This window comes from Yersinia pekkanenii (assembly GCF_001152565.1).
GTDB lineage: Bacteria > Pseudomonadota > Gammaproteobacteria > Enterobacterales > Enterobacteriaceae > Yersinia > Yersinia pekkanenii.
Window position 1 is genome coordinate 1 of sequence record NZ_CQAZ01000003.1, and the last position, 25,547, is coordinate 25,547.

Here is a 25,547-nt window from a genome sequence, read left to right on the forward strand (position 1 = left end):
CCGGCAACAATGGCAGTGCGGTGCAGGGTGATACCGCCAATGGCACGGCTATTGATGTGGCGCCGAATGTCGCACTGACCGGTGGTGGAGCGGATGATCCGCTGGCGGTGAGCGGCAATGCCAGCGGTGAGGATGGCACCGGTGTGCAACTGGAGGGCAACAATACGCTGGATAACACCACGCTGGCCGGTAATGCCACCAATGGCACCGGTGTGGATATCACCGGCCCGCTGGTGAATAACGGCAATAGTACTGTCGACGGCAAAGCCACTGATGGCAACGGGGTGGAACTCAACGGGGCCATCAGTGGGGGAGTAGTTAACGGCACCTCAGACACCGGTTCAGGTATCAAAGTCGATGACGATACCCAACTGGATAACGCGACCCTCAATGGCACCAGCCCGGACGGTAAAGGGGTGGAAATCGCCGCTAACCTCACCGGCAACAATGGCAGTGCGGTGCACGGTGATACCACTAACGGCACTGGGGTGGATGTGAGCCCCAATACCACGCTCACTGGCGGCGGGCCGGATGATCCGCTGGCGGTGAGCGGCAATGCCAGCGGTGAGGATGGCACCGGCGTGCAACTGGAGGGCAATAACACGCTGGATAACACCACCATAAACGGTAATGCCATCGACGGGCATGGTGTGGAGATCACGGGTCCGACAACGAATAAAGGTAATACCACCATTAATGGTAATGCTGCGGGTGATGGTCATGGCGTACATATCAATGGCTCGGTCAGTGGTGGCGTGATAAACGGCAATTCGGGCAATAATCACGGTGTTTACGTCGATGATTTTGCTGCGATAAATGAAATTGCGATTGGCGGGAATACCGGCTCAGATAAGCCACCAGTGTTTATAAGCTTGCCGGAAAGCATTGGTAACAATGTGACGATCAATGGCAAGCCGGTTGATAAAAATACTTTTGGCGATAAATCCAGAGGGAGAACCATCTCAGAGCCGATAACGGATCATCGGGAGGCAGTTAAACCTGGCTCGTTACTTATGACTCGAAGCCAGACTCTCACTTCCCTCGAAGAGCAGCAGTTACCTCCAGCCATTGTGACCGAGTCTGAGCATGATATCGCCGCAAATATTGGTATCGCGGTTTGTATTCCAGAGGATTTAACCAGACAAACTCCAGATGAACTCACCACCAAACAGGATCTTTGTGACAAGTATATTTTAGGTAAATGGAAACCTCTGCCTAAGGCATCAGGTCGGGAATAACGGAGTTTTTAATTAACTCAATTCGTTAGATAAGTCGTGGTGCCGAAGTGACAAGGAGGAGTGATAATGGTGGACAAAACGGTTGAATTAACACAAGTGGTAGAGAAGTCGACAGCCTTTTCATTACCTTATTTCGAATTTTTAGTTTGTGTACGGCGTTATGAGGAGGCAGGGCGGGCGCTGGTATTGATGCTGGAACAATTGGATACCCACTATGGCCGCTGGGATGTTTTTTCCCTTAACAAATCGTCGCTATCGCAGCAGGAGCACTATTGTAATCGTCTGGCTGCGGCCATTGGTAATCTGTTCTCTGATCCTGGTTTTGTGGTTTCAGATAAGGGCTTTTTGCAACTGATTAATTTCCACCGCTGGATTGCATTGATATTTGCCGCATCACCTTTTGGCCATGCGGATCATGTCATTACCAATCTTAACCAAGCGGGGGAGGGATGTGTGCACCCTTTGCGGTTTGAGCGCAATAACTTCCTGAAATTTTGCCTGATGTATTTACCTGAATCGGGAATTCCGCTTCAGCCCGATACATTGTGGCAATTTAATCCGCATGCGGCGGCAGCCTTATTTTTGGCATTATTGTCGCCGCGCATTTTACCCAGCGCAGCGGGTCATGCAAAACGTGAGCTGTTATTAGAGTGGTTACCGGAGAAACTGCTCACTCTGGAGAGTCTTGAACACTTGCCAGAACGTATCTTGCACGATGTTTATATGCATTGCAGTTATGCTGATATGGCCCAAAAGCACGCCATAAAACGCAGTATCAATTTTCATTTGCGTAACACACTGCTGCACAAGGGGCTCTCCGATAGCCACTTGCCTCCGCCATCACGTACTAAACCTTTAATGTTAGTTATCTTAGAATGGTTTAACAGCGGGCATTCTATATATCGCACCCATTCCAGTACCTTACGGGCAGCCCGCCAGCAGTTCTCTACTCATGGTGTCACTATTGTTGAGGCAACAGATGCCATAACCCGCGAGGTTTTTGATGATTTTACCGAGGTCCAACGGGCGGGGGCGGTTGAGACCATTGTGGCTTTAGCACAGCAACTGCGCCCTGATGTGATCTATTTCCCCAGTGTCGGGATGTTCCCGCTCACCATAGCACTGACCAATTTACGCCTGGCACCCTTGCAGGTGATGGCTTTGGGCCATCCGGCGACGACCCATTCCGACTATATTGATGCGGTGTTAGTAGAAGAGGATTATTTGGGTGAACTCGATTGTTTCTCTGAAAACGTAGTTTCATTACCTAAAGATTGTTTGCCGTATGTTCCGCCAGCAAATATCAATCAACCAGAGCCAATACAGCAGTTTGATGAACGGCCAGCAGTGCATATTGCCGTTTGTGCCTCCGCAATGAAAATTAACCCTCGTTTTTTAGCCACTTGTGCAGAAATTGCCCAGCAAACGTCTATACCAGTGGTATTTCATTTTCTGGTGGGATTCTGTTGGGGTATCACCCATCGGGTAATGGAAAAAGCGGTTAGTGATATTGTTCCTCAAGCCAAAATCTATGAGCATTTGGGGTATAAGGATTATTTACAGGTGATTAATCAGTGTGACTTGTTTATTAATCCGTTTCCTTTCGGCAATACTAATGGCATCGTCGATACTGTGCGTCAGGGGCTGCCGGGTGTTTGCCTGAGCGGGCCAGAGGTACATGAGCATATTGATGAAGGACTGTTTCGCCGGTTGGGGCTGACGGAAGAACTGATCGCCCATAATGTAGAAGAGTACATTGCGGTGACGGTGCGTCTGATTAGCGACGCCGATTGGCGCAATAGCTTGCGGCAGCAGCTATTAGCTATCCAGCCCGATAACGTGTTATTTACCGGTAAACCTGAGCAATTCGGCTTGATTGTCCGTGGCTTACTTGATGATTGTCGTGCCGGTTAACGGGCATCGGACGATAAAAAAAGCCTCCGCTTAACCGGAGGCTGGAGTAGGCACTAACATCAATAAGACGCATTCATTATGCGGCTTCAGTATGCCGTTGTTTGGCGGGTTGCTTTACCGCTGGCTTGGCAGCCAATGCATCCGCGTCAAATTCATCGACATTAATTGAGCGCAGGCGGCTATCCTCTGCTTTGATTAGGATAGCGGCCTCTTCGGCATTGATTTTCCCTTCAGCCAGTGCCTGTTTTGCCAGCCTATCCAGGCGAGTAAATGGCAGGCTCTTACCGGCTTCTTTACTCAAGCGTTTATGAATGGGCTCTGCTGCAATCACATCCTGCAATGCCGCTTCCAGCAAACCAACGGGGTTAAATTCACTCGGGGTCAGATATTGACCACGACCCAGACGGCTGCGAGTGGCTGATGGCACTTGCAGTAGTTGCGCTAGCTGGTGGTCCAGACGGTCTGATGGAGCCTGATGTACGCGGCCAAACGGCAATACCACCAAGCGCATTAACCCCGCTATAAAGCCATTCGGGAAGTTACGCAGTAAATCATCCAGTGCCTGTTCCGCTTGATTCAGGGCATCCTGTACGCCCCAATGTACCAGTGGCAAATCTTCTTTCTGGCGACCTTCATCTTCATAGCGTTTCAGTGTCGCAGACGCCAGATACATTTGGCTGAGAATATCCCCCAGCCGGGCAGAAATACGTTCGCGACGTTTCAGACTCCCCCCCAGCACCCCCATAGAGACATCAGATAACAATGCCAGATTGGCGCTCAGGCGGTTTAGATGCTGGTAATAACGTCGGGTGCTGTCTTTCACCGGTGTGGCGCTGGTGCGCCCATGAGTTAGCCCCAGCCAGAAACTGCGGATCTTGTTGCTGCCCACATGGCCCAAGTGGCCAAACAGGGCTTTATCGAAAGCAGCAACATTGTTGGATTGCGCGGCGGCCATTTCATCCAACACAAATGGATGGCAACGGATAGCGCCCTGACCGAAGATAATCATGCTACGGGTCAGAATGTTCGCGCCCTCCACGGTGATACCAATAGGAGCACCCTGATAACCACGGGCGATAAAGTTGGCCGGGCCAAGGCAGATACCTTTACCGCCAGCGATATCCATGGCATCCATTACCGCGCGTTGACCGCGATGGGTACAGTGATATTTAACGATAGCGGATAACACGGCTGGCTTCTCGCCCAGCATAATGCCGCTGGTAATTAAGGTTGCGGCGGCATCCATTACATAAGTGTTACCAGCAATGCGTGCCAACGGTTCTTCAATTCCTTCCATTTTGCCAATTGAAACTTTGAACTGACGGCGGATATAAGCATAAGCACCAATACCCATGGCCACACTTTTCAAGCTACCGGTGGCATTGGAAGGCAGGGTAATACCACGGCCAACTGACAAACATTCCACCAGCATCCGCCACCCTTGACCGGCCATTTTTGGCCCACCAATAATGTAATCAATAGGAACAAAGATATCATTACCGCGAGTCGGGCCGTTTTGGAATGGCACGTTGAGTGGGAAGTGGCGGTGGCCGATCTCTACCCCAGCGGTGTTGGTTGGGATCAACGCACAGGTAATACCTAAATCAACGGTTTCACCCAACAGATGCTCAGGGTCAGACAGTTTGAATGCCAGCCCGAGCACGGTGGCGATGGGGGCGAGGGTGATGTAGCGTTTATTCCAGGTCAGACGCATGCCCAGGACCTGTTCGCCTTGCCATTCACCCAAACAAACTATGCCGATATCCGGGATAGCACCGGCATCTGAACCGGCTTCCGGGCTGGTCAGGGCGAAACACGGGATTTCGTCACCACGCGCCAAACCCGGCAGATAATGATTTTTTTGCTCTTCGGTACCGTAGTGTTGCAGCAATTCACCGGGGCCGAGGGAATTAGGCACCCCGACGGTGATGGCCAATATGCCAGACACCCCCGACAATTTTTGTAACACTCGGGCCTGAGCATAGGCTGAGAAATCAAGGCCGCCGTACTCTTTCTTAATGATCATCGCAAAGAAGCGATTTTCTTTCAGATACGCCCACAACTCTGGCGGCAAATCTGCCAATTCATGGGTAATCTGGAAGTCATTAGCCATACGACAAGCTTCTTCTACCGGCCCATCGATAAAAGCTTGCTCTTCTGCGGTTAACTGCGGTTTTGGGTAGTTATGCAGTTTCTTCCAGTCAGGTTGGCCCTGGAACAAATCGCCTTCCCACCAGGTCGTCCCTGCATCAATCGCTTCTTTTTCGGTACGTGACATGGCTGGCATGACTTTACGGAACATGCGTAATGCCGGTGCAGAAAACAGTGACTGACGCAGTGGGGTCAACAGCAGAGGCAGCAAAACAATCACCAGCGGCAATAATACCCAGTATGACCATAACTGCGATGCACCCATGGCGGCGGTATAAACCACAAGAATCAAACTACTAAGATATAGGTTCAGTTGGTGATAGAACAACACCCCAATAAGAACCAGCAAGGCAACAATGCTAAGAACCATCATAATAAAGCTCCTGAGATGTAGGAGGTCTGACCTGTTGAGTGATACATTTGTTTTAGTACATCTCATTATTTTTATCAATACCATTACATGTTATTTACAACTTATCTCACAAACTGCCCGCATTAATAGTTAAAAGCCTTATATCTAATTCATTACAGTGCTTCTCGCTGTTTATGCTATCCGGTACACTGGCGACGGACGAATATTGATGCCATAGGACTATAAAGAGGCTCCCATGTACCAGGATTTAATCCGCAGTGAACTGAACGAAGCAGCAGACACGCTGGCAAACTTTCTGAAAGATGATGTCAATATCGATGCCATTCAGCGTGCAGCTGTATTACTGGCCGATTCTTTTAAGGCTGGCGGTAAAGTATTGTCATGCGGTAATGGCGGCTCCCATTGTGATGCCATGCATTTTGCCGAAGAGTTGACCGGCCGCTACCGCGAAAACCGCCCTGGTTATCCGGCGATTGCGATTTCTGATGTCAGCCATCTCTCTTGTGTCAGTAATGACTTTGGTTATGACTATGTTTTCTCTCGCTATGTTGAAGCTGTCGGCCGCGAAGGGGATGTGTTACTCGGCATTTCCACTTCAGGTAATTCAGGTAATATCATTAAAGCCATTGAAGCTGCCCGTGCCAAAGGTATGAAAGTCATTACCCTGACAGGTAAAGACGGCGGCAAGATGGCCGGTTCTGCGGATATTGAAATCCGGGTTCCTCATTTTGGTTATGCCGATCGTATTCAGGAAATTCATATCAAAGTAATCCATATTTTGATTCAATTGATTGAAAAAGAGATGGTAACAGCCTGATTTGCAGGGGTGATCAACGGTATCATTGATCTTGTTGATCACCTTGAGTTGCCAATGGCGAGCAGGCGGATAATACCGCAGCAACAGCAAAAAATAAGGGTTTATCAGTTTCGCGGTGTGGGAACGGGGAGGTTGATTATGTGCGAATTGCTCGGGATGAGCGCAAATGTCCCCACGGATATTTGCTTTAGCTTTACCGGCCTGGTGCAACGAGGTGGGGGGACCGGCCCACATAAAGATGGCTGGGGCATTACTTTCTACGAAGGTAACGGCTGCCGCACGTTTAAAGATCCTCAACCTAGCTTTAATTCCCCCATTGCCCGATTAGTACAAGATTATCCGATAAAATCCTGCGCGGTGGTTTCTCATATCCGTCAAGCCAATCGGGGTGAAGTCGCGTTAGAAAATACTCACCCATTTACCCGCGAAATGTGGGGGCGCAATTGGACTTATGCCCATAACGGTCAACTCAAGGGTTATCGTCAATTAGATACCGGCACTTTTCGGCCTATCGGTCAGACCGACAGCGAATATGCATTCTGCTGGCTACTTAATCAACTGGCAAAACGCTACCCTCGCACCCCCAGTCACTGGCCTGCGGTATTCCGCTATATCGGCACCTTATGTGAGCAATTGCGCGCCAAAGGGGTATTTAATATGCTGCTCTCGGATGGGCGTTTTGTGATGGCGTTCTGTTCGACCCATTTATATTGGATAACCCGCCGTGCACCTTTCGGCAAAGCTACCTTGCTGGATCACGATGTCGAAATCGATTTTCAGCGTCAGACTACACCCCAAGATGTCGTCACCGTGATCGCCACTCAGCCACTGACCGGGAATGAAACCTGGCACAAAATTGCACCAGGTGAATTTGCATTATTCCGTTTTGGTGAGCGTATTGGCTTTGGTCAGAGTATCTGATTTGATCAGGGCATACTGTGATTCTGGTGCACTGGAGGTTGGCGGGCGGCTAAGCACATACTGCCCGTTAACCACAGAAACCGATGGCGGCATGCGGTTTTTGGCAAAATATGCGTAGCCCGGCTGCAATTGACGCCAGAAGTTATAATCCGCAGAGTTACGATGGCGTTGCATATTTTGTTCGGTCATGCGGAAAGGGTAAATATTGATATCCACTTTTTCCTGACCAAGGATAAATGCTGTTTGCACGTAGTTAAATATCTCGTCCATATAGGCGTCAGTCATTGCATAACAGCCGATTGATTTGCAAGCGCCATGGATCATCAGATATTTGCCTGAATAACCTTGCGACTTATCATAATCATTTGGGAAGCCAATATTGATTGCCCGATAAAACTTACTGTCGGGTTTTAAATGACGCACATCAATAGTGTAAAAACCTTCCGGGCTTTTAAAATCCCCTTCACGACGTTTCGGACCAAGACCACCTGAAAATTCACAGATGCGGTAACTTTGTACCAAACGATACTCGCCTTGTAGCCTGGCATATAATTCCAGCGTCCGTTCTTCTTTGAAAATCTGAATATAGACCGATGACCCGAGTAATTGCTGTTTTAGCTCTTTGGATACCGCCACTGGCTCACTGGCTGAACTGGTGAAGGAGACCACCGGTAAACCCATTATCATCGCAAAGGTAAGCATCGCAAACAACGGCGCGATTTTGCCCATTTATTATTCCTACTTATATTATGTAAATTATGCCACTGCATTTTTCAATTTATAGGCGCAGGTTATCAGTAGGAAAATTTTTAGCAATATATGTTTGTATAAAATAAACACAAAGTCGGTAAAGGTGAATTAACGATACGATTTTACCGAGTACACAGACAAATTAGCGGTAAATTATTTGTGTTTGCTTGACTCAAGTCACTGCATTTGCCGGACACTGCCAGATGGAAATGCTAGAATTGTTCACTGCTGATGGCCTGCTTATGTTACGGCTATTTCAGCTATTTTTATCCGAAAGTAGGGTAAGAGCGTTCAATATGGGCTCAGCATTAATTCCAGAGAGTCTTTCAGTCGGTGTTCACGTTTAGCTAATTGGCTGAGTATTACGCTGTCGTTTAATTGAACCATGAAAGTATCTTCTTTTTACGTGGCTGTACGTTCTGGGCTAAGTACAGCATTTGATATAACTGATAAAGTCGTTCAAACCTATGATTAAAATAAAGAAAGGACTCGACCTCCCCATTGCCGGAGTACCTGCGCAGGTGATAGATGATGGTCCTGTTATTCATCATGTGGCTCTGCTCGGTGAAGAGTATGTGGGCATGCGTCCCTCAATGTTGGTGCAAGAAGGCGATTGGGTTAAAAAAGGTCAGGCGCTGTTTGAAGATAAAAAAAATCCGGGTGTGATGTTTACCGCGCCAGCCAGTGGCAAAGTGAGCGCCATCAATCGTGGCGAACGCCGGGTGCTACAGTCTGTTGTTATTGATATTGAAGGGGATGAGCAAATTCCTTTCGCGCATTTTGCTGAAGCTTCGCTCAATCAACTGAGTTATGAGCAAGTAGAAAATCATTTGCTGGCTTCTGGCTTATGGACGGCATTGCGCACCCGCCCTTTTAGTAAAACCCCCGTTCCTGGCAGTCGCCCGCGTGCTATTTTTGTCAGTGCAATGGATACCCAACCGCTGGCGGCTGATCCACAGGTCATTATTGCCACTGAGCCAGAGGCTTTTAAGCACGGGCTAACCGTTCTCACGCGTTTAACTGAAGGCAAGGTGCATGTTTGCCATGCTCCGGGGCTGGTGGTTGCCAACCATCTGAACACACAGGTGACTTACAATGAGTTCTCCGGTCCGCATCCGGCAGGACTGGTTGGTACGCACATTCATTTCCTTGAACCGGTCAGCCTGCGCAAAATGGTTTGGCATGTGGGTTATCAGGATGTGATTGCTATCGGTAAATTATTTACCCGTGGCGAGTTGTGTACTGGCCGTATCGTTGCTGTAGCAGGCCCACAAGTTAATCAGCCGGTGTTACTGCGTACTCGTCTTGGTGCCAGTTTATCTGAATTGACCGCCGGCCGATTGAACGCGGGTGACAACCGCATTATTTCCGGCTCAGTTCTCAGCGGCACGGCTTTCAGTGCAACGCATGGGTATTTGGGGCGTTTCCATCAGCAAGTGTCGGTTATCCGTGAAGGGCGAGAAAAAGAACTGTTCGGTTGGATGATGCCAGGGCGTGATAAATACTCGATTACTCGCACCACGCTGGGCCATTTCTTCAAACATAAATTGTTCGCTTTCTCCACCGATATGCATGGTGGGGAACGCGCCATGGTGCCCATTGGTAACTATGAGCGGGTGATGCCACTGGATATTCTGGCAACTCATCTGCTGCGTGATTTGTTGTCCGGTGATACCGACAGTGCGCAAGCACTGGGTTGCCTGGAACTGGATGAAGAAGATTTGGCATTGTGTACATTTGTCTGTCCCGGTAAGTACGAATACGGCCCGGCACTGCGCGACATACTGACCAAGATTGAGCAGGAAGGATAACTGATGGGCCTGAAAAGTTTTCTTGAGAAAATAGAGCATCATTTTGAAGCCGGTGGCAAATTAGAGAAGTACTATCCGCTGTATGAAGCGGCTGCCACCATTTTCTATACGCAAGGCAAAGTAACGCCCGGTGCTTCCCATGTTCGCGATGCTATTGATTTAAAGCGGATGATGATTTTAGTGTGGCTGGCAGTATTCCCAGCCATGTTCTGGGGGATGTACAACGTCGGGCTACAGGCGATTCCGGCCCTGAATCAGCTTTACAGTGGTGCGGAACTGCAACAGGTTATTGCCAGTGACTGGCATTACCGGCTGGCCCAAATGCTGGGGGCATCATTGGCCTCAGATGCAGGTTGGGTAAGCAAGATGGTACTGGGGGCGGCCTATTTCCTGCCTATCTACGCGGTTGTGTTTGTCGTCGGCGGCTGTTGGGAAGTGGTGTTTTCCATTGTTCGCAAGCATGAAATCAACGAAGGCTTCTTTGTCACCTCAATTCTATTTTCACTGATAGTTCCACCGACATTGCCACTATGGCAGGCGGCGCTCGGGATCTCATTCGGCGTGGTAATTGGTAAAGAGATCTTTGGTGGCACCGGGCGTAATTTCCTCAACCCGGCACTGGCGGGGCGTGCTTTCTTGTTCTTTGCTTACCCGGCTCAGATCTCGGGTGATTTGGTCTGGACTGCTGCCGATGGTTTCTCTGGTGCTACCCCATTGTCGCAATGGAGTGTTAACGGTAGCCACAGTTTGGTCAATACAATTAGCGGCCAACCTATTACCTGGATGGATGCTTTCCTCGGCAATATTCCCGGTTCTATTGGTGAAGTTTCCACACTGATGATCTTGATTGGTGGTGCCATCATTCTCTTCGGGCGCGTCGCATCCTGGCGAATTGTTGCTGGCGTGATGATAGGGATGATCGCCACTGCTTATCTGTTTAACTGGATAGGTTCCACGAGCAACCCATTGTTTGCTATGCCATGGTACTGGCATTTGGTCCTCGGCGGTTTTGCTTTCGGTATGATCTTTATGGCGACCGATCCCGTATCAGCTTCCTTTACCAATAAAGGGAAGTGGTGGTATGGCGGCTTGATTGGCGCGATGTGTGTGTTAATCCGCGTGGCTAATCCGGCTTATCCGGAAGGAATGATGCTGGCGATCCTGTTCGCCAACCTGTTTGCACCACTGTTCGACTATGTGGTTGTTCAGGCCAACATCAAGCGGAGGAAAGCCCGTGGCGAGTGATAAACCAAGAAATAATGACAGTATCGGCAAAACACTGTTGGTGGTAATAGTGCTGTGTTTGGTGTGTTCCGTGGTGGTGGCTGGCGCGGCTGTAGGTTTAAAAGCCAGACAGCAGGAACAACGCCTGTTGGATAAACAACGCAATATTCTGGCGGTGGCCGGTTTACTGCAACCCAGAATGCCAGCAGAAGAGGTTCAGCGAGAGTTTGTAGAGCGGATTGAACCGCGATTGTTGGATTTGCAAAGCGGTGAGTTTATCCAACAAGATCCGGCAACATTTGACCGTACTCAGGCGCTGCGCGATAACCAAATGAGTAACGCACTGACACCAGCACAAGATATCGCCGGTATCCGCCGTCGGGCTAACGTGGTTGAAATTTATCTGGTACGTGGTGAACGTGGGCAGATTAACAAAATCGTGTTACCGATTTACGGCTCTGGTTTGTGGTCAATGATGTATGCCTTTGTGGCTATCGACATCGACGGAAAAACAGTTCGTGGCATCACTTATTACGATCAGGGCGAGACACCGGGGTTGGGCGGTGAAGTTGAGAACCCTATCTGGCGTAACCAATGGATTGGTAAGCGGCTATTTGACGAGCAAGGGCAACCGGCTATTCGCATCGTTAAGGGGCGCGCGCCTGCTAACGATCCCCATGCGATTGATGGCTTGTCAGGGGCAACGCTGACCTCCAACGGGGTGCAAAACAGCTTTGATTTCTGGCTTGGTGAAAACGGCTTTGGCCCGTTCCTGAAAAAAGTACGCGAAGGAGCGTTAAAAAATGGCTGATACCAAAGAGATTAAGCGAGTTTTATTCGGGCCGTTATTTGATAACAACCCGATAGCGTTACAGATCCTGGGGGTCTGTTCGGCGCTGGCAGTGACAACCAAACTGGAAACCGCATTAGTCATGACACTGGCCGTTACCGTCGTAACTGCTTTCTCCAGTTTCTTTATCTCACTGATCCGCAATCATATTCCAAACAGTGTGCGCATCATTGTTCAGATGGTGATTATCGCCTCGCTGGTGATTGTGGTGGATCAGATCCTACGGGCCTATGCCTATGAGATATCCAAACAGCTCTCAGTATTTGTTGGCCTGATTATCACTAACTGTATTGTTATGGGGCGTGCCGAAGCTTATGCAATGAAGTCGCCACCGATTGAAAGCTTTATGGACGGGATCGGTAATGGATTGGGCTATGGCGTAGTGTTGGTGCTGGTGGGCTTTGTCCGTGAACTGATTGGCTCTGGCAAATTATTCGGTGTAACAGTATTGGAAACGGTTCAGAACGGTGGTTGGTATCAGCCGAATGGATTGTTCCTGTTGGCACCTAGTGCATTCTTTATTATTGGTTTGCTGATTTGGGGCCTACGAACCCTGAAACCTGCGCAGATTGAGAAGGAGTAATTGACGATGGAACATTACATCAGTCTGTTTGTCCGCGCAGTGTTTGTGGAGAATATGGCGTTAGCGTTCTTTCTGGGGATGTGTACTTTTCTGGCGGTATCCAAGAAAGTGTCGACCGCTTTTGGCCTTGGCATTGCGGTAACGGTGGTATTGGGCATATCAGTACCTGCCAACAATTTGGTTTATAACCTGGTGTTACGTGATGGCGCATTGGTGGAAGGGGTCGACCTTAGTTTCCTGAACTTCATCACCTTTATTGGTGTTATCGCCGCCATTGTGCAAGTGCTGGAGATGATCCTCGATCGTTATTTCCCGGCACTGTACAACGCGCTGGGTATTTTCCTGCCACTGATCACCGTGAACTGCGCCATTTTCGGCGGGGTGTCATTTATGGCGCAGCGTGACTATAACTTCCCCGAATCCATCGTTTATGGCTTTGGTTCTGGTATTGGTTGGATGCTGGCGATTGTGGCGTTAGCGGGTATCCGCGAAAAAATGAAATATGCCAATGTGCCTGCGGGCTTACAGGGGTTAGGGATCACCTTTATCACGACCGGATTGATGGCATTAGGGTTTATGTCTTTCTCCGGTGTGAACCTATAAAGGCAGGAATAATTCATGGAAATAATTCTGGGCGTAGTGATGTTCACCCTCATCGTACTGGCATTAACGGTGATGATTTTATTTGCCAAATCAAAGTTGGTAAATACCGGTGATATTACCGTTGATATAAATGATGATGCGGATAAAAGCTTTACCGCTCCGGCGGGGGATAAGCTGCTCAACATGCTTTCCAGTCATGGCATCTTTGTTTCTTCAGCTTGTGGCGGTGGCGGTTCTTGTGGGCAGTGCCGTGTGACGATTAAAGACGGTGGCGGGGATATCCTGCCAACGGAGCTTTCCCATATCTCGAAGCGCGAGGCCAAAGAAGGTTGTCGACTGGCTTGTCAGGTTAGCGTGAAGCAAAATCTGAAAATTGAATTGCCGGAAGAAATCTTTGGTGTGAAACAGTGGGAATGTGAAGTCATCTCGAATGACAACAAAGCCACATTTATCAAAGAATTGAAACTGAAAATTCCTGATGGTGAAGTGGTGCCATTCCGTGCTGGTGGCTTTATCCAAATAGAGGCCCAACCCCATACAGTTAAATACGCTGATTTTGATGTGCCCGCAGAATATCGCGGTGACTGGGATAAATTCAATTTATTCCGATTCGAGTCAGTGGTGACGGAGCCAACAGTACGTGCTTACTCCATGGCAAACTATCCGGAAGAGCGCGGTATTATTATGCTTAATGTGCGTATTGCTACGCCGCCGCCTTCGGTGCCGGATGCGCCACCGGGAATAATGTCTTCGTATATCTGGTCACTGAAACCGGGGGATAAAGTGGTTATCTCCGGGCCATTTGGTGAATTTTTTGCCAAAGATACCGATGCAGAAATGGTCTTTATTGGTGGTGGTGCAGGTATGGCCCCGATGCGCTCACATATCTTTGATCAGCTTAAACGCCTCCATTCTAAACGTAAAATCAGCTTCTGGTATGGCGCTCGTTCACGGCGTGAAATGTTCTATGAAGAAGATTTTGATCAATTACAGGCCGAAAATGATAATTTCCGCTGGCATGTTGCGTTATCCGATCCGCAACCGGAAGATAACTGGACAGGCTATACTGGCTTTATCCATAACGTATTATTAGAGAATTACCTTAAGAATCATCCGGCACCGGAAGATTGTGAATTCTATATGTGTGGGCCGCCAATGATGAATGCGGCAGTGATCAAGATGCTAAAAGATCTCGGTGTGGAAGACGATAATATTATGCTTGATGATTTCGGCGGCTGATTTGCCACTACTCGGCTTTTTATTGTAATTGAGGATATTGTGCAAAAACAGATAACACACTGGCTTATGGTCGTGGTGGGCATTTTGTTGCTGGCGGGGTGTGGTCCTGAACAGATCAATCTCGAAGGCAAGACGATGGGAACCTCATATTCAATCAAGTATGTGAGCGATTCATCAGTACCCAGCCCAGAGAAGCTAAAGCAGGAAATAGACCGTGAGTTGGAACAGGTTAATGACCAGATGTCGACTTATCGTCCAGACTCTGAACTGAGCCGTTTCAATAAAAGCCGGGAAGTAAACACCCCATTCCTAGTTTCAGCCGCGACGGCTAAAGTGGTACGTGAAGCTATCCGTATTAACCGCCTGACTGATGGTGCGCTGGATGTGACTGTCGGGCCTTTGGTTAACTTATGGGGTTTTGGTCCTGAAGGGCGCTCTGATGTGGTTCCTACTGATGCTGAAATTGCCAAACGTCAAGCATGGGTCGGTATTGATAATTTGGCCGTAGAGAATGGTGCCTTAGTTAAACGTATCCCTGAGTTGTATGTCGATCTTTCTTCTATTGCCAAGGGTTATGGCGTAGATGTGGTTGCCGAATATCTGGAATCTCAGAATATCACCCATTATATGATTGATATTGGAGGAGAAGTTCGGACTCGTGGCAACAATGGGGAAAATAAACCCTGGCGTATCGCGATTGAAAAGCCAGCAGTCGGCTCAGCACAAAGTGCTCAAGAGATTATCGAACCTGGACGCATGGCAATAGCTACCTCTGGCGATTATCGTAATTACTTTGAGCAAAATGGTGTGCGTTATTCACACACTATTGATCCCGAAACGGGTCGGCCAATTAACCATCGGTTAGTATCAATCACGGTGTTAGATCCGAGCTGTATGACAGCCGATGGATTGTCTACTGGGCTAGATGTCCTTGGACCCGAACGGGGGATGGCTTTAGCTAATTTACTGGGTATTCCGGTATTTATGATAGTTAAAACCGATAAGGGTTTTGAAGAACGCTATTCAGACTCGTTCAAACCTTATCTGCAAAAAAGGTCTTTATAGGAGAGGATATGTTGACTGTTTTTATCGCGTCCTTTGTCTTTTTTCTCTTGGTTATCGTAGGGATGTCGCTAGGTTATATCGTAAAACGTAAAACCTTACAGGGCAGTTGTGGAGGTATTGGCGCGTTGGGGATGGAAAAGGTATGCGATTGTCCAGAACCCTGTGATTCGCGTAAGAAAAGGTTGGCTAACGAGGCTGCACGTCAGAAAAAATTGGCTCAATACCGTATTCTATAAGCTATATTATTGGCTGATCGAATCTATAAAGACGGCTTGTATAACTTAGTGTCGCGATACAAGCAGAAAACCCCGTCCAATTTATCGTTGGGCGGGGTTTTACCTTAGATTATATTTCACCTGTTCAAGTTATATAACATATTATTAATTGATGGTTTTAGTTGGTTTCTTATTGTTTGTAATCTGTTTAAACAGCGCTGGCGAGTCTACCATAACGCCATTTGCCTGTAGTTTTAATGCATCCTCATAAGCTTCAGGGGTATTTATACCGAAGAAAATAATATGTGAATTTCTGTTTTTTCTAAAACAATCCATCGCTTCCTTGTCCCAACTTAACACCGAATCAGAACGCCCTTCACCTAGAGTATATTTTTCCACAACTTGTACTTTGCGATGTAGCTCTAAACCATACCAGCGTTCCTTACTGTCTGCGGGTAATTCGCATTTGTGATCCATGGTGATATTAGCTAATTGAGTTCGGGTAACGTTGCGACTTTCAAAACGTTGGATCTGATGTGATACATCACTACTTTCATTAACCTTATCGAGCGCGTTTAAATAGTTATCATCGGTAGAGTAAACTCGGGTGCGTGCAAAGCGGCTTTTCTCATCTTTAGCGGATGTTGAAAGCGTTTTTTTCAGGGCGTTGGCGAATGTTGCAGGATTGGCATCGGGTGACTTAATATCCAAATAAAATGTGGTGTCGGGATATTTTCGCAGTACTTCGTCAAGAGTAGGGATCCCAATATGCGAGTCTGATTTATCCTGAATATTATGTTTTTTATTAAAAGCAACACTGGCGTCAACTTTAGCGAGTTGTTGGGCGGTATAACTGGAAATTGTACCAGATTTATCCGTCAACTCTTTGAGGTCTGAAGGGCGATACAATACCGGAATATCATCTTTAGATAACTGTAAGGTAATCCATATAGCATCCGCGCCATTAGACAGCGCTTTATCTATGGCCGGTAAGGTATTTTCCGGTGCGTCAGCGGTACCTGCACGGTGGGCGATAATTTGTGGTGCCGGGAGTGTGACTGATTGAGCATTAACGACAAAAGTAGTAGAAATTAGTAAGGTAGCCATTATATAATTTCGCATGATATATAGTTTCCATTCATTATTTTATAATGAATTTTGTGAGGTGAGTGTTAATCATATAACTAACATTTTCTGACCTTATCGAATTTAATGATTATTTTATGAAAAATAAATGACAGCGTGTTTAAAAACACCAATAACAGAATTCAATTCTGTTATTGGTGTTTTTAGTTAGTGTTTTGATTAGGATAATTACGACTCTTCTTGCATTACGATTTTATACAAATAAATGTTGATGGAAATGAGCCAGCATTAAATTCACATACAAATACTAGGGATACCAGGGCAACCATAGTAGTAAGAAAATTCTGTTAGAATCTTAAAAAAATCAGTTAGGCATACAAGAATTGTAAATGCCGCTGCATTGACTCAGTTAGATGTTATTTTCCCGATGGTACAGGGTACGTTAGGGGAGGATGGTTTCCTGCAAGGTCTGCTGCGCATGGCTAATATTCCTTTTGTCGGCTCCGGTGTGGCGGGATCGGCGGCCAGCGTGGATAAAGGTATCACCAAACGGCTGCTCCGTGATGCCGGGTTGAATATCGCCCCTTTTATTACCTTGACACGGGCCAGTAAAGATAACTACGGTTTTGAAAAGGTGACGGACAATATGATACCGCGCTGAATCCGGCGTAGCGGTATGAGGCTAGCTATGGGTTAAGATAATCTTGAATTCCCCCTGTTTAACTGTATTCTTATACAGTAGTTTGGCCAGAGGGATATTAAGATGCGAAAGATTATTCATGTCGATATGGATTGCTTCTTTGCGGCAGTCGAAATGCGCGATGATACCAGTTTGCGCGATATTCCCATTGCAGTTGGTGGTAGCCACGATCGGCGTGGTGTGATCAGTACGGCTAATTACCCCGCCAGGCGTTATGGTGTCCGTAGCGCTATGCCAACCGCAATGGCGCTTAAACTTTGTCCACAGCTTAAAGTTATCCCCGGACGAATGGCGGCATATAAAGAAGCCTCATTACATATCCGTGAAATTTTTGCCCGCTACACTCCATTAATTGAACCGCTATCGTTGGATGAAGCTTATCTGGATGTGTCTGATTGCCCGGCGTGCAGTGGCTCGGCCACGTTGATCGCACAGGAAATTCGTCAGTCGATTACTGATGAGCTAACTCTGACAGCTTCAGCCGGAATTGCCCCGATAAAATTTTTGGCCAAGATAGCGTCTGATCTACATAAACCCAATGGTCAGTATGTCATAACGCCTGATCAGGTATTGCCCTTCTTGCACGATTTGCCGCTGAGTAAAATTCCGGGTGTCGGGAAAGTAACGGCTAAACGCTTACAGGAGCTAGGGCTAATAACGTGTAGCGATGTACAAAACTATCCGCAGGCTGATTTATTAAAGCGTTTTGGTAAATTTGGTCATGTACTGTGGGAGCGTAGCCACGGCATGGATGAGCGTGCGATATCACCAGATCGTTTGCGTAAATCGGTTGGCGTCGAGACAACATTGGCTGAGGATATTCATGATTGGGAGAGCTGCGAGTCATTAATTGAGCAGTTATATATTGAGTTGGAAACCCGTTTACGTAAGGTGAGGCCAGATCTGCATATTGCCCGGCAAGGGGTTAAGTTGAAATTTCATGATTTTCAGCAAACCACGCAGGAGCATGTTTGGCCTGAGCTAAATAAAGCGGATCTGCTGCAAGTGGCACGGACAGCGTGGAATCAACGGCGGGCGGGGCGTGGGTGCGCTTGGTGGGGCTGCATGTCACCTTACTGGACCCACAACTTGAGCGGCAATTGCTGCTTAGCTGGGAATAGTGCGAGCAATAAAAAACGGCGGGCTTTAAGCGCCGCCGTTATCGTCTAAAAATGAGCTAAATCTACTTATGCGCGTTCAGGAATCGCTTTCAGCAATGCAGTCAGCAATAGCCAATATTGGCCAACACTCTCGATATGAACTTGTTCATCCGGCGAATGCGGGCCGGTCATGGTTGGCCCAATCGATACCATATCCATTTCCGGGTAAGGTTTTTTGAACAAACCACACTCCAGACCGGCATGAATAACCATGATATTCGGCGTCTTATTGAAGAGCTTTTGGTAGGTTTCTCGTACCAACGCCATCACCGGTGAACTCGGATCGGGCTGCCAGCCAGGGTAGCCGCCTTTTGGCGCGGTTTCAGCACCAGCCAACTGACCAATTGCTGTCAGCATGCTCACCACGTAATATTTGCCGCTGTCGATCAGGGAACGAATCAGGCAGATGATTTCTGCTTCATGCTCATTCATGGTCACCACACCCAGATTCAGTGAGGTTTCAACCACGCCTTTAACGGCATCACTCATGCGAATCACCCCGTTTGGCGTCGCATTTAATAATGCCACCAAACGCTGCTGGGTCTCTTTAGTCAGGGCTTTTGCATCGGTCGTTACTGGTTCGAGTACTAGCGCCAGATTTTTTTCGACTGCGGCCAGTTCGTTTTGCAACGTCGCCAGATAATCTTGACTCAGGTTTTTCAGTTGTTCGACTTTATCTGCGGCAATCGCCAACGTCACTGAGCCTTCACGTGGTATTGCGTTACGTAATGTTCCGCCATGTAGATCCAATACCCGCAGGTCTACATCTTTTGCATGTTCAAACAGGAAGCGGGCCAGCAGTTTATTGGCATTACCTAAACCTAAGTGGATATCAGCACCAGAGTGGCCACCTTTCAGGCCTTTTAACGTCAGCTTCAGAGTTTGGTAACCGGCAGGAATGGCTTCGCGCTTCAATGCCAGGGTAGTGATAAAATCAATACCACCGGCGCAACCCATATAGATTTCACCTTCTTGCTCGGAGTCGGTGTTGATTAAAATTTCGGCTTCCAACCAGTTAGGTTGCAGGCCGAATGCACCGTCCATGCCTGCTTCTTCGGTCATGGTCAGTAACACTTCCAGTGGGCCATGTTCAACGCTGTCATCAGACAATATGGCCAGTGCGGAGGCCATGCCAATGCCATTATCTGCACCTAATGTTGTGCCACGGGCTTTAACCCATTCGCCATCGATATAAGGCTGGATAGGATCTTTGGTAAAGTCATGTACCGTATCATTGTTCTTCTGTGGCACCATATCCAGGTGAGCTTGTAGCGCAACAGGTTTACGGTTCTCCATCCCTTTGGTCGCAAGCTTACGCAGCAAGATATTACCGACCTGATCACGCTCGGCGTGCAGGCCCTTTTCCTTGGCCCAGGTCATAATATGCTGTGCCAGCGCTTCTTCATGGTAAGACGGATGTGGGATCGAGCAGATTTTTGCGAAAATATCCCACAACGGCTGAGGTGAAAGTTGAGACAGTTCAGACACTGTAAGTCTCCTGTAACAAAGTTATAACTAAATTGAGAGTTAACGATTTTTTAAATAAATCGTTAACTCTATGTGGTGAATCTATATGCTCACAGCAAGATAGTCTCAACGGATTTTATATTGTTTAATAAAATTCCAATCAATAAAAAGGGTGCCTATGTTGCCTAACCCTTAGCTTAGCGTACCCGCTTAATCATTCTCCTCATTTTGTTTCGATTCTCGTAAAAAATGAGTTGCCAGAACGAAGCTTACGGAGCCAATAAAGCCAATAAGTGTAAATAAAACCAGAACTAGCCGACGTTTAGAGGGATCCGTTTTTGTTGGTTCCGTTGGTTGCTGCAGGTATTTAAATGGTGTTACTTCTATGTCGGGAACTTTTAACTCATTCAATTTATCGATATATAACTTCCGGTTCAAAAAGTCTGGATCAATTAAAGTTAAATCAGTAAGAGATTCTTCAATTTTTAGTTTTTGCTTTAATGCATCAGAACCTAGAGTAATCGGAAAGTCAGGATCATCAATAATAATAGAAGCATTACCATAAATAGGTTTTTTTATTCCTGCAGCATCAGCCATAGAAATAGAATGTTTTAACCGTTCAATTTTAGCTGCTTGCATATTGTTAGCTCGCAACAAGTCAATATTATATCCTTTAGTACTAATGTTTTTGGCCTGTTCAAGTGCGCGCTTTATTTTTAGGTCAACATCAGCATCAACGACTTTGTTTACATAATTTATATATCCCTGCAAAAGCTCACGAGCATCTGTAGCCGTTGCTGCGCTATGTGATAATATATAGTAACGATATTCAGAGCCGCTCCCATCTTTATTAGTTTGAGAACTAATGTTGTTATTAACTATATTGTCAATTAGAGCATTCTTATATGCTTCATCATCTATATGGTTCTCCATAAGTTTTTTAAAGTAATTTGTATTAACCAAGTACTTAACTCGAAGATCCTGAGAGTCGAAGTTTTGCTTAAAGGTGGAGAGAAAGTAATCTGAATCGATGCCAATATCAATATTTAGTGCTGAAAAGTCAGTGGTGATCTTATCTAAAACATGAGATAACTCATCACCAGGTTTGACAATTATTGCTGTGCTTGTCCATTGTTGAGGGAGGTTATAGGCAAAAAACAAACCAGCAACTATGAATAAAAAGGTAGCAAATAAAATTTTAAATTTTGATTTTAATATAATTAAAATTAACTTGAACAAATCAATTTCATTCTTTTCTACCGAAAGTGTAGAGAAGTCGTGATTTTTGTTTTTTACCTGCACGTCGTCATTTTTTGGAGTTCTATCATTCATTTTATAACATCCGATTCTTAATAAAAAATACAGCCAATATACTGTATTTCAATAGGGCGTTTAGGCTTTAACCTTTATTTCAGCATATAAATGATGCTTGGTGTAAACTGTATTTTAAAGTGTAGTGGCTAGGAAATATGCCTATTTAATTCTATCGAAATATCAGCTATTAAATGCCCCTATCTCTTAATATAGGCGTAGCATAACTACTTATTTCACCACATTAACAGAATGCGACAAAAATTAATTTCCTATACAGCTTTCTGACAATTTAAATTATCACCCACTATTATATTTTCAAGTTTTTTAATAATAAAGATATTGTCTTTATCATTTTCAGCTATAGACCAAGAGGGTATCACTTTGGCGGTTTTAGAATGGAACGGCCCCTCTTTCCACTCAAAAATAAAAGCTCTACTAGAAATGCAAACTAATGTATGTAATATATTAGATGGAAGCTGCACTGCAAAATTATTATGATTCTCACCTAATAAATAGGTATTTATAACCGTGCCTTGCTCTGAAAAGGTGATAAGTTTTACTTCACCCTCTATAACATGGAAAAACTCCCATTGATGATTTTGTGTATGTTTATGGGGTGGGATATATGTTCCATGTAGTAAAGCAATCGCAAGCCTCTGTACTGGGTCATGAAAATCATTGTGAATATTGAAATGGGCACGTAAACGTGAGGACTGTTCAGCTCTTCCGTATAGATCTAATTTAAATTTTTCGTCAAAAAGATGCACACAACCTCCATAATATAGTATTAATATTGTTTCCAAACTACACGTTTAACATAATCTACATAGCTGTGTATTATACGTATAACTTTATCGGAAACATTAGGCATAGTGTAGTCACTGACCGTTTGCAATAAACGATGTTCACCTGTCGGTTGGCTCTCTAAGATGGACAATGACTGCATAACACGTTCAACACTTAAACCAGTCATAATAACTGAAGCCTCTTCCATTCCTTCAGGACGTTCATGGGCTTCCCGGAGGTTTAACGCTGGGAAGTTAAGAATAGATGACTCTTCTGTTATCGTTCCGCTATCAGAAAGTACAGTCTTAGCTTCAAGCTGCAATTTAATATAATCAATGAATCCTAGGGGTTTTAGAAGCTGGACATTAGAATGGAAAGTCAGATCATTTTCTTCTATACGTTTTCGAGTGCGCGGATGTGTAGATACTATAACCGGATAATCATACTTTTCTGCAATTTTGTTTAAAATAATCGCAAGTTTTTTAATATTAATAGGGCTATCAACATTTTCTTCGCGATGAGCACTGACAACAAAGAATTTCTGGGGTTTGAGATTAAGACGAGTAAGCACGTCAGATGCTTGAATTTTTTTCAATTGCTCATTGATTACTTCAAACATTGGGCTGCCAGTCTTAATCACGAGATCGGGATTTAAGCCTTCAGAAAGGAGATATTCACGAGCGATATCTGAATAGGTTAAGTTCACATCGGAAATATGGTCAACAATTTTTCTATTAATTTCTTCAGGAACTCGTTGGTCAAAGCAGCGGTTGCCAGCTTCCATATGAAAAACGGGTATTTTTCTTCGTTTAGCTGGCAATGCAGCTAAACAACTATTGGTATCACCCAGTACTAGCATAGCATCAGGGTTTACTTCAGCTAGCAGAGCATCTATTTTAATAATAATATTACCAATTGTAGTTGCCGCATTTTCGCCAGCAGCGTTAAGGAAGTAATCTGGCTTTCTAACACCTAAATCATTAAAGAAAATTTCGTTCAATTCATAATCGTAGTTTTGACCTGTATGAACAATAATATGTTCACAATGTATATCTAATTTCTTAAGTACTGCGGATAGTCTGATAATTTCAGGGCGAGTTCCAACAATACTAAGTACACATAATTTATTTTTCATGTAACATATCCCAGGCTATAGTATCAGGTTTACTACGATCAAAAATTTCGTTGGCCCACAGCATAACAATGAGATCTTCAGAACCTATATTTTTGATGTTATGCGCCCAACCAGGTATTGTTTCAACAATTTCAATATGGGATGAATTCTTTTCAAACTCGATAACTTGATGCGTAATTATATGTTCAAATCTAAAGAGAGCTTGACCAGAGACAACAATGAATTTTTCATTCTTAGTATGATGGTAGTGTCCTCCTCGAATGATGCCTGGTTTAGCGGTAAAAAATGAAAACTGGCCATGAGACGGTGTTTTCAGCAATTCAGCAAAACTACCTCTAAGGTCTTCATACACAGGAACGGCATATGAAAACTTTTCTGGAGGTAAATAACTAAGGTAAGTAGCATATAGTGCGCGGGTTATATCTGTACCTACAGAGTCAATCATTAAAGTATTACGCGATGATTTGAAACCTTTTATCTTATTCGCTAATTCTTCAAGTGAAATTTTATATTGAGTAGAAATATAAAAAAATAAATTATCATTATCTATGATATCCAGATGATTAATAAATGCATCAATTACATCATCAATATAGACAAGTTCGAGATTAAACAGAGGATCACTAATTACCAATGGTATATCATTTATCACATTATGACAAAATGTTGCTACAACTGAGTTATAATTCGGACGACACCACTTGCCAAAAACACCATGTAGGCGATAGATAGCTGCTTTAATATTTGATTTTTCTATTGCATCTAGGATTATTTTTTCAGCATTTAGTTTACTTTTACCGTATGGGTTGTTTTTTTCAGCTTGCTTAGACGAAGTATAAATCAGCGAGACATTAGGGTTCCGTTCGACAATGATTTTGACCAGTATTTCAGTAAAGCCAGTATTTGCACTAACAAATTCATTATCTGTAAGTGGCCGATTAACTCCAGCTAAATGGTAAATTATATCAGCAGCTACGACTTTATCTGTAAGTTCAGATAGATTATCACCATGAACAAAAGTCATAACGGAAAAATTACGTTCCTTGAGTGCTACGTTAAGATTTTTACCTATAAAACCATTAGCGCCAGTGATCAGTACTCTTTGCATAATTAGTACTCCGGCTGTATAGAATTACCACTAACAATTTCCTGCATAAATTTCAACTTTAGTAATAGTTTCTTTGTGTCCTCAAGAGTTAAGCGCGTTGTGTTATGAGAATTATAATCAAATATCTCGGTTATTTTTTTCTCACCATTTTCAAAGAATTTTCCATAGTTCAAATCGCGATTATCAGCAGGGATACGGTAATAATTACCTTGGTCCTCTGCATTAAGTATTTCTTCTCGTGTTAGTAATGTCTCATAGAGTTTTTCCCCGTGACGCGTTCCGATGATATTGATTGGATGGTTAGGCTGATTCATCAGTTCAATAATTGCTTGGGCTAAAACTCCAATAGTTGCCGCTGGTGCTTTTTGAACAAAAATATCACCATTAGTACCATAAGAGAAAGCATGAAGTACCAGATCTACGGCATCTTCAAGAGTCATCATAAAGCGTGTCATTTCTGTATCGGTAATACTAACTGGCTCACGGGCAAAAATTTGATTAACAAATAGTGGAATTACAGATCCACGGGATGCCATTACATTACCGTATCGAGTACCACAAACAACAGTATTAGAAGAGGATAAATTACGAGATTTTGCGACCATAATTTTTTCCATCATGGCTTTAGAAATACCCATTGCATTTATAGGATAAACGGCTTTATCTGTGCTTAAACAGACGACACGTTTAACATTATGATTTATTGCAGATTCAATAACATTTTCAGTCCCCAAAATATTTGTCTTAACCGCTTCTAGCGGATAAAACTCACAAGAAGGGACTTGTTTTAAAGCCGCCGCATGGAAAATGTAGTCTACACCGTGCATGGCATTAGAAATACTTTGGTAGTCTCGAACATCGCCTATATAAAACTTTAATTTGTCATTCTTGTATTTCTTTCGCATGTCATCTTGTTTTTTCTCATCACGACTAAAAATTCGAATTTCAGCAATACTAGTTTCTAGAAAACGCTCAAGAACAGCATTACCAAATGATCCTGTTCCACCAGTAATAAGTAATATTTTTGAATTAAACAT

20 protein-coding genes and 3 pseudogenes are annotated in these 25,547 nt (G+C 45.1%); 14 read left to right on the forward strand and 9 right to left on the reverse strand.

Features of this window, described 5'->3' with window-relative positions:
- Together AEP37_RS26455 and AEP37_RS01885 are read left to right on the forward strand one after the other, a co-directional pair.
- Positions 1-1,238: pseudogene (locus AEP37_RS26455) on the forward strand (adhesin); the annotation flags it as partial.
- A 66-nt stretch (positions 1,239-1,304) separates the two neighbouring features.
- The gene (locus tag AEP37_RS01885; RefSeq protein ID WP_049609008.1) at positions 1,305-3,152 is read left to right on the forward strand and encodes a hypothetical protein; all 1,848 of its coding nucleotides are present in this window, start codon (positions 1,305-1,307) and stop codon (positions 3,150-3,152) included.
- 76 nt (positions 3,153-3,228) lie between these two features.
- Here AEP37_RS01885 and fadE read toward each other — a convergent pair whose 3' ends face one another.
- Entirely contained in the window at positions 3,229-5,676 is a 2,448-nt protein-coding gene (gene fadE / locus AEP37_RS01890; RefSeq protein ID WP_049609012.1) for an acyl-CoA dehydrogenase FadE, read from the reverse strand.
- Between the two features lie 235 nt (positions 5,677-5,911).
- Between fadE and lpcA the strand changes: the two genes are divergently transcribed.
- Together lpcA and AEP37_RS01900 are read left to right on the forward strand one after the other, a co-directional pair.
- The gene (lpcA, locus tag AEP37_RS01895) at positions 5,912-6,493 is read left to right on the forward strand and encodes a D-sedoheptulose 7-phosphate isomerase (protein WP_049609015.1); all 582 of its coding nucleotides are present in this window, start codon (positions 5,912-5,914) and stop codon (positions 6,491-6,493) included.
- Positions 6,494-6,631: 138 nt separating this feature from the next.
- Positions 6,632-7,414, forward strand: coding sequence for a class II glutamine amidotransferase (locus AEP37_RS01900; RefSeq protein ID WP_049609018.1), 783 nt, complete (start codon positions 6,632-6,634; stop codon positions 7,412-7,414).
- Here the strand turns inward: AEP37_RS01900 and dpaA are convergent.
- Complete coding sequence (dpaA, locus tag AEP37_RS01905) at positions 7,370-8,143, reverse strand: peptidoglycan meso-diaminopimelic acid protein amidase (protein WP_049609021.1); 774 nt, start codon at positions 8,141-8,143, stop codon at positions 7,370-7,372. The two genes, AEP37_RS01900 and dpaA, sit on opposite strands and share 45 nt — an antisense overlap.
- Before the next feature lie 488 nt (positions 8,144-8,631).
- On the opposite strand from dpaA, the gene AEP37_RS01910 reads away from it, so the two are divergent.
- The 8 genes from AEP37_RS01910 to nqrM are packed head-to-tail and all read left to right on the forward strand — an operon-like array spanning position 8,632 to position 15,775.
- Entirely contained in the window at positions 8,632-9,975 is a 1,344-nt protein-coding gene (locus tag AEP37_RS01910; protein ID WP_049609023.1) for a Na(+)-translocating NADH-quinone reductase subunit A, read from the forward strand.
- A gap of 3 nt (positions 9,976-9,978) precedes the next feature.
- Positions 9,979-11,220 (forward strand): NADH:ubiquinone reductase (Na(+)-transporting) subunit B, encoded by a 1,242-nt coding sequence (locus AEP37_RS01915; RefSeq protein WP_049609026.1) that lies wholly within the window; start codon positions 9,979-9,981, stop codon positions 11,218-11,220.
- A complete protein-coding gene (locus AEP37_RS01920; RefSeq protein WP_049609029.1) occupies positions 11,210-12,010 on the forward strand; it encodes a Na(+)-translocating NADH-quinone reductase subunit C in 801 nt (266 codons plus the stop codon). The genes AEP37_RS01915 and AEP37_RS01920 overlap by 11 nt, the downstream gene beginning before the upstream one ends.
- A complete protein-coding gene (locus tag AEP37_RS01925; RefSeq protein WP_049609032.1) occupies positions 12,003-12,632 on the forward strand; it encodes an NADH:ubiquinone reductase (Na(+)-transporting) subunit D in 630 nt (209 codons plus the stop codon). Before AEP37_RS01920 ends, AEP37_RS01925 begins: the two co-directional genes overlap by 8 nt.
- A 6-nt stretch (positions 12,633-12,638) precedes the next feature.
- Positions 12,639-13,235 (forward strand): NADH:ubiquinone reductase (Na(+)-transporting) subunit E, encoded by a 597-nt coding sequence (gene nqrE / locus AEP37_RS01930; protein ID WP_004392325.1) that lies wholly within the window; start codon positions 12,639-12,641, stop codon positions 13,233-13,235.
- 15 nt (positions 13,236-13,250) lie between these two features.
- Entirely contained in the window at positions 13,251-14,474 is a 1,224-nt protein-coding gene (nqrF, locus tag AEP37_RS01935) for an NADH:ubiquinone reductase (Na(+)-transporting) subunit F (RefSeq protein ID WP_049609036.1), read from the forward strand.
- Positions 14,475-14,513: 39 nt separating this feature from the next.
- The gene (locus tag AEP37_RS01940; RefSeq protein ID WP_082170652.1) at positions 14,514-15,539 is read left to right on the forward strand and encodes an FAD:protein FMN transferase; all 1,026 of its coding nucleotides are present in this window, start codon (positions 14,514-14,516) and stop codon (positions 15,537-15,539) included.
- Between the two features lie 8 nt (positions 15,540-15,547).
- On the forward strand, positions 15,548-15,775 hold the full coding sequence (nqrM, locus tag AEP37_RS01945) for a (Na+)-NQR maturation NqrM (RefSeq protein WP_049609041.1): 228 nt from the start codon (positions 15,548-15,550) through the stop codon (positions 15,773-15,775).
- Between the two features lie 144 nt (positions 15,776-15,919).
- Here the strand turns inward: nqrM and AEP37_RS01950 are convergent, their stop codons facing one another.
- Complete coding sequence (locus AEP37_RS01950) at positions 15,920-16,876, reverse strand: glycerophosphodiester phosphodiesterase family protein (RefSeq protein ID WP_049609044.1); 957 nt, start codon at positions 16,874-16,876, stop codon at positions 15,920-15,922.
- A 352-nt stretch (positions 16,877-17,228) separates the two neighbouring features.
- Between AEP37_RS01950 and AEP37_RS01955 the strand changes: the two are divergent.
- Together AEP37_RS01955 and dinB are read left to right on the forward strand one after the other, a co-directional pair.
- Positions 17,229-17,480, forward strand: a pseudogene (locus AEP37_RS01955) (D-alanine--D-alanine ligase A); the annotation flags it as partial.
- 123 nt (positions 17,481-17,603) lie between these two features.
- A pseudogene (gene dinB / locus AEP37_RS01960) lies at positions 17,604-18,661 on the forward strand (DNA polymerase IV).
- Between the two features lie 66 nt (positions 18,662-18,727).
- On the opposite strand, the gene pepD reads toward dinB, so the two are convergent.
- The 6 genes from pepD to AEP37_RS01990 all read right to left on the reverse strand — a co-directional run bounded on the left by pepD (position 18,728) and on the right by AEP37_RS01990 (position 25,547).
- A complete protein-coding gene (pepD, locus tag AEP37_RS01965) occupies positions 18,728-20,188 on the reverse strand; it encodes a beta-Ala-His dipeptidase (protein WP_049609049.1) in 1,461 nt (486 codons plus the stop codon).
- Between the two features lie 189 nt (positions 20,189-20,377).
- Entirely contained in the window at positions 20,378-21,499 is a 1,122-nt protein-coding gene (wzz(fepE), locus tag AEP37_RS01970; protein ID WP_072086224.1) for an LPS O-antigen length regulator Wzz(fepE), read from the reverse strand.
- Between the two features lie 251 nt (positions 21,500-21,750).
- Entirely contained in the window at positions 21,751-22,248 is a 498-nt protein-coding gene (locus AEP37_RS01975; RefSeq protein WP_049609052.1) for a WbuC family cupin fold metalloprotein, read from the reverse strand.
- 20 nt (positions 22,249-22,268) lie between these two features.
- Positions 22,269-23,402 carry a non-hydrolyzing UDP-N-acetylglucosamine 2-epimerase gene (gene wecB, locus AEP37_RS01980; protein ID WP_049609055.1) on the reverse strand — a complete coding sequence of 378 codons (1,134 nt, stop codon included), beginning with the start codon at positions 23,400-23,402 and terminating at the stop codon, positions 22,269-22,271.
- Positions 23,392-24,510, reverse strand: coding sequence for a polysaccharide biosynthesis C-terminal domain-containing protein (locus AEP37_RS01985; protein WP_049609058.1), 1,119 nt, complete (start codon positions 24,508-24,510; stop codon positions 23,392-23,394). Before AEP37_RS01985 ends, wecB begins: the two co-directional genes overlap by 11 nt.
- Positions 24,511-24,512: 2 nt before the next feature.
- Positions 24,513-25,547 (reverse strand): polysaccharide biosynthesis protein, encoded by a 1,035-nt coding sequence (locus tag AEP37_RS01990; RefSeq protein ID WP_049609061.1) that lies wholly within the window; start codon positions 25,545-25,547, stop codon positions 24,513-24,515.

Excerpts from the sequence above, each read along its gene's own strand:
- nqrM (WP_049609041.1), top strand. The coding sequence starts at position 15,548 with ATGTTGACTGTTTTTATCGCGTCCTTTGTCTTTTTTCTCTTGGTTATC.
- nqrE (WP_004392325.1), top strand. The coding sequence starts at position 12,639 with ATGGAACATTACATCAGTCTGTTTGTCCGCGCAGTGTTTGTGGAGAAT.
- AEP37_RS01985 (WP_049609058.1), bottom strand. The coding sequence starts at position 24,510 with ATGCAAAGAGTACTGATCACTGGCGCTAATGGTTTTATAGGTAAAAAT.
- fadE (WP_049609012.1), bottom strand. The coding sequence starts at position 5,676 with ATGATGGTTCTTAGCATTGTTGCCTTGCTGGTTCTTATTGGGGTGTTG.
- lpcA (WP_049609015.1), top strand. The coding sequence starts at position 5,912 with ATGTACCAGGATTTAATCCGCAGTGAACTGAACGAAGCAGCAGACACG.
- AEP37_RS01950 (WP_049609044.1), bottom strand. The coding sequence starts at position 16,876 with ATGCGAAATTATATAATGGCTACCTTACTAATTTCTACTACTTTTGTC.
- dpaA (WP_049609021.1), bottom strand. The coding sequence starts at position 8,143 with ATGGGCAAAATCGCGCCGTTGTTTGCGATGCTTACCTTTGCGATGATA.
- AEP37_RS01990 (WP_049609061.1), bottom strand. The coding sequence starts at position 25,547 with ATGTTTAATTCAAAAATATTACTTATTACTGGTGGAACAGGATCATTT.
- AEP37_RS01900 (WP_049609018.1), top strand. The coding sequence starts at position 6,632 with ATGTGCGAATTGCTCGGGATGAGCGCAAATGTCCCCACGGATATTTGC.
- AEP37_RS01915 (WP_049609026.1), top strand. The coding sequence starts at position 9,979 with ATGGGCCTGAAAAGTTTTCTTGAGAAAATAGAGCATCATTTTGAAGCC.
- wecB (WP_049609055.1), bottom strand. The coding sequence starts at position 23,402 with ATGAAAAATAAATTATGTGTACTTAGTATTGTTGGAACTCGCCCTGAA.
- nqrF (WP_049609036.1), top strand. The coding sequence starts at position 13,251 with ATGGAAATAATTCTGGGCGTAGTGATGTTCACCCTCATCGTACTGGCA.
- AEP37_RS01885 (WP_049609008.1), top strand. The coding sequence starts at position 1,305 with ATGGTGGACAAAACGGTTGAATTAACACAAGTGGTAGAGAAGTCGACA.
- AEP37_RS01910 (WP_049609023.1), top strand. The coding sequence starts at position 8,632 with ATGATTAAAATAAAGAAAGGACTCGACCTCCCCATTGCCGGAGTACCT.
- AEP37_RS01925 (WP_049609032.1), top strand. The coding sequence starts at position 12,003 with ATGGCTGATACCAAAGAGATTAAGCGAGTTTTATTCGGGCCGTTATTT.